Origin of the sequence: Phytobacter sp. V69, from assembly GCF_965644215.1 — a bacterium.
In the GTDB taxonomy this organism is placed as follows: domain Bacteria; phylum Pseudomonadota; class Gammaproteobacteria; order Enterobacterales; family Enterobacteriaceae; genus Phytobacter.
The window spans coordinates 2,418-5,861 of the sequence record NZ_CBFFRL010000245.1; the positions used below are offsets into that span (position 1 = coordinate 2,418).

Genomic DNA, 3,444 nt, shown 5'->3' on the forward strand with positions numbered 1-3,444 from the left:
TGCGTGAGCTGTTGTTCGATCCCGGTTCGATGTTCAGCGCGTATTTCGTCAACAGCGTGGTGATTACGCTGACGACGACCGCGATTATTGTCGCCGTAACGCTGCTTTCAGCCTACGCGCTGACCACCGTGCGCAATCTGCCTTCCGCGCTGGGCGCAATCCTGCTTGGCTGGTGCATGCTGTTCAACCTGCTGCCGGTGGTGACCTTTGTCGGCTCCTGGTTCAATCTCTTCCGCCAGCTCGGGCTCTACGACACGCGGATTGCCATCATCATCGCCAGTGTAGCGGCCTGGCTACCCATGGCGCTGTGGCTGGGCGTGACCTTTGCCCGTGAGATCCCCAAAGAGCTGCTGGATGCCGCCAGCTTAGACGGCTGCACCCACTGGCAACGCTTTCGTTTTGTCTTTGTGCCGCTGATCAAATCCGGCATGACCGCGACGACGATTCTGGTGCTGCTGTTTGTGTGGAATGACTTCCCGATAACGTTAATTCTCAGCTCAGAGCAGGCGCGAACCCTGCCCGTGTACATCACCGCCTTTTCGCAGAATGAACAGATTCGCTATGCGGAAATGGCCTCTTCCTCTCTGCTGGTGTCGATTCCGGTACTGCTGCTGCTCGTAGTGGGCCAGCGCTTTATCGTCAAAGGATTACTGTCCGGCGCGGTGAAATCATGACATTAAAAAGGAAAATCCAATGAGCGCGGTTGCCATCGAAAGCGTTGATAAGAAATACGGCAATGTCACGGTCTTGCAGAATATCAATCTGCACATCGAAAAGCGGGAATTTATCGTCCTCGTCGGTCCCTCGGGCTGCGGAAAATCCACGCTGCTGCGGATGATTGCCGGGCTGGAAGAGGTCGGCAATGGGCGGATCCTGCTCCAGGGGACCGATATCAATGAGATACCCGCCAGCGAACGCGATATCGCCATGGTCTTTCAAAGCTACGCGCTCTATCCACATATGAGCGTGGCGGAAAACATGGGGTTTTCGCTCAAGATAAAAGGGGTGACGAAGCAGGAGATTGCCGGGCGGGTCAATGCCACCGCCGACGCGCTGCAGCTCACGCCGCTGCTGGCACGTCATCCGCGCGAACTCTCCGGCGGTCAGCGCCAGCGGGTGGCGATTGGTCGGGCAATGGTGCGTAATCCCGAGGTCTTTTTGTTCGATGAGCCGCTGTCGAATCTCGATGCCAAACTGCGGGTGGATATGCGCCTGGAGATCAAAAAGCTCCACCAGCAGTTGGACGCCACGATGATCTACGTGACCCACGATCAGATTGAGGCCATGACCCTCGCCGATCGTATCGCCATTATGAATCAGGGGCGCATCGAACAAGTGGCGACCCCGCTGGAGCTGTACGACCGACCGCGTAACCTGTTTGTCGCCTCGTTTATTGGATCGCCGGAGATTAACCGCGTAGCCGGTCGCATTTCTGATGACGGCGAACGTTATATCAGCGATTCCGGTTTGCTTCTGCCGCTGGCGGATAACCTGGCGCATCTTGCCGGAAGGGCGCTGATTTACGCCGTTCGTCCGGAACACTTTATCCTCAATTCTGCCGATGGCCTGCCCGCTGAGGTTGACGTTACCGAACCCACCGGCGTGGAAACCCTGGTCAACGCCAGGCTGGGCGGCGAGATCCTGACCTGTACCTTCCGCCAGCGGCTTGAACTCCAGCCGGGCGACAGCATCCGTCTGCTACCGGATGTGCGCCACATTCACCTGTTTGATGCCGAAAGCGGCGAAAGAATTCCCCTGACTAAGGAGCAATAATGCGTACTGTCTTCCTGCTGTTTGATTCATTGAACCGGCTGGCCCTGTCGCCTTACGGCGGCCAGCACGTTCCGACGCCGAACTTTGACCGTCTGGCGCAACGTTCGGTGGCGTTCGATCGCCACTATGTCGGCAGCATGCCTTGTATGCCCGCCAGACGCGATATGCAGACTGGTCGCCTGAGCTTTTTGCATCGCAGCTGGGGGCCGCTGGAGCCCTTTGATAATTCTTTCCCCGAGCTGTTGTATCAGCAGGGGGTCTACAGCCATCTGATCACCGATCATAACCATTATTTCGAAGATGGCGGGGCGACCTATCACAACCGTTATGACTCGTTTGAGTTCATTCGCGGCCAGGAGGGCGACCCGTGGAAGGCGATGGTGCAGCCGCACTGGGAGCGCCTGCGGGAAAAATACCACCCCTCGCAGTTTTCAAACGGACGCCGGGATCTTAAAGCGCGCAATATCATCAACCGGGAGTATATCCGCGAAGAGAAAGACTTCCCCTCGGTGCAATGCTTTGCCCGTGGCCTGGAGTTTCTGGATACCAACCGCCATGCTGACAACTGGTTCCTGCAAATCGAAACCTTCGACCCGCATGAGCCGTTTACCGCCCCGGAGCGTTTTTATAATGTGATTAACACCGACTGGACCGGGCCGGTTCTTGACTGGCCGCGCTATGGGCGCATCGATGAATTACCGGAAGAGTGTGAAGAGCTGCGCGCCAATTACTATCGACTGATTGCGTTGTGCGACTCGCTGCTCGGCGACGTGCTGGATTATTTTGATCAACACGACCTGTGGAAAGACACCGCGCTGGTGCTCTCCACCGACCACGGTTTCCTGCTGGGTGAGCATGACTTTTGGGCGAAAAACCGCATGAATATGTACGAGGAAGTGGCGCATATTCCGCTGTTTATCCACCACCCTGAGTACGCGCACTTTGCCGGGCAGCGCAGGCAGGCGCTGACCCAGACGCCGGATCTCGCCGCCACTTTCCTTGATATTCACGGCGCGAAAAGTCCGGCGGAGATGCAAGGGCATTCGCTGCTGCCGGTCGTGGCGCAGGATCGGGCGTTGCGGGAGGGCATCCTCTTTGGCTATTTCGGCGGGGCGGTCAATGTGACCGATGGCCGCTATACCTACCACCGCTACCCGGAAAACCTCAGCGAGCAGGAGATTTACCAGTACACGTTGATGCCAACGCATATTACCTCGCGTTTTAGCACCGAAGAGCTGGCGGACACCACGCTGGCCGCACCTTTCCCCTTCACCAAAGGTGTTCCGCTGCTGCGTGTGCCGGTTATCGATACCTCGCCGATGTATAACAACTACGGCCCGGGATCGCTACTGGAAAAAGAGACCCGTCTGTACGATCTGGCTGAGGATCCAGGCCAGCTTTCGCCGCTGCACGATCCGGTGGTTGAGCAACAGCTTAGTGAGTTAATGGGGGATTTGATGGCGAAAAACGATGCACCGCCGGAAGCCTTCGAGCGGATGGGATTAGCGCCCCAGGACGTTTCTTCTGAAGTTTAATCCACGATTCGACGGCCGCGCCAATGTGCGGGCGATAAACAGTAGAGGATACCCCATGATTCAACCGAATATTTTATGGATATGTACCGACCAGCAGCGTTGGGATACGCTATCCTGCCTCGGAACTCCCGGCGCA

General features: G+C 57.1%; 3 protein-coding genes. All 3 read left to right on the top strand.

Annotated features, from left to right (window positions below; all coding sequences use genetic code 11):
• Positions 1–674: carbohydrate ABC transporter permease (locus ACSZPU_RS22565; RefSeq protein ID WP_499003367.1), on the top strand; the 674-nt coding region annotated here is incomplete at its 5' end.
• 19 nt (positions 675–693) lie between these two features.
• Positions 694–1,773 (top strand): ABC transporter ATP-binding protein, encoded by a 1,080-nt coding sequence (locus ACSZPU_RS22570; protein ID WP_499003371.1) that lies wholly within the window; start codon positions 694–696, stop codon positions 1,771–1,773.
• Entirely contained in the window at positions 1,773–3,308 is a 1,536-nt protein-coding gene (locus tag ACSZPU_RS22575; protein WP_499003374.1) for a sulfatase, read from the top strand. The genes ACSZPU_RS22570 and ACSZPU_RS22575 overlap by 1 nt, the downstream gene beginning before the upstream one ends.
• Positions 3,309–3,444: the final 136 nt, after the last annotated feature.

Coding starts and splice junctions, on each gene's coding strand:
- ACSZPU_RS22570 (WP_499003371.1), top strand. CDS start 694: ATGAGCGCGGTTGCCATCGAAAGCGTTGATAAGAAATACGGCAATGTC.
- ACSZPU_RS22575 (WP_499003374.1), top strand. CDS start 1,773: ATGCGTACTGTCTTCCTGCTGTTTGATTCATTGAACCGGCTGGCCCTG.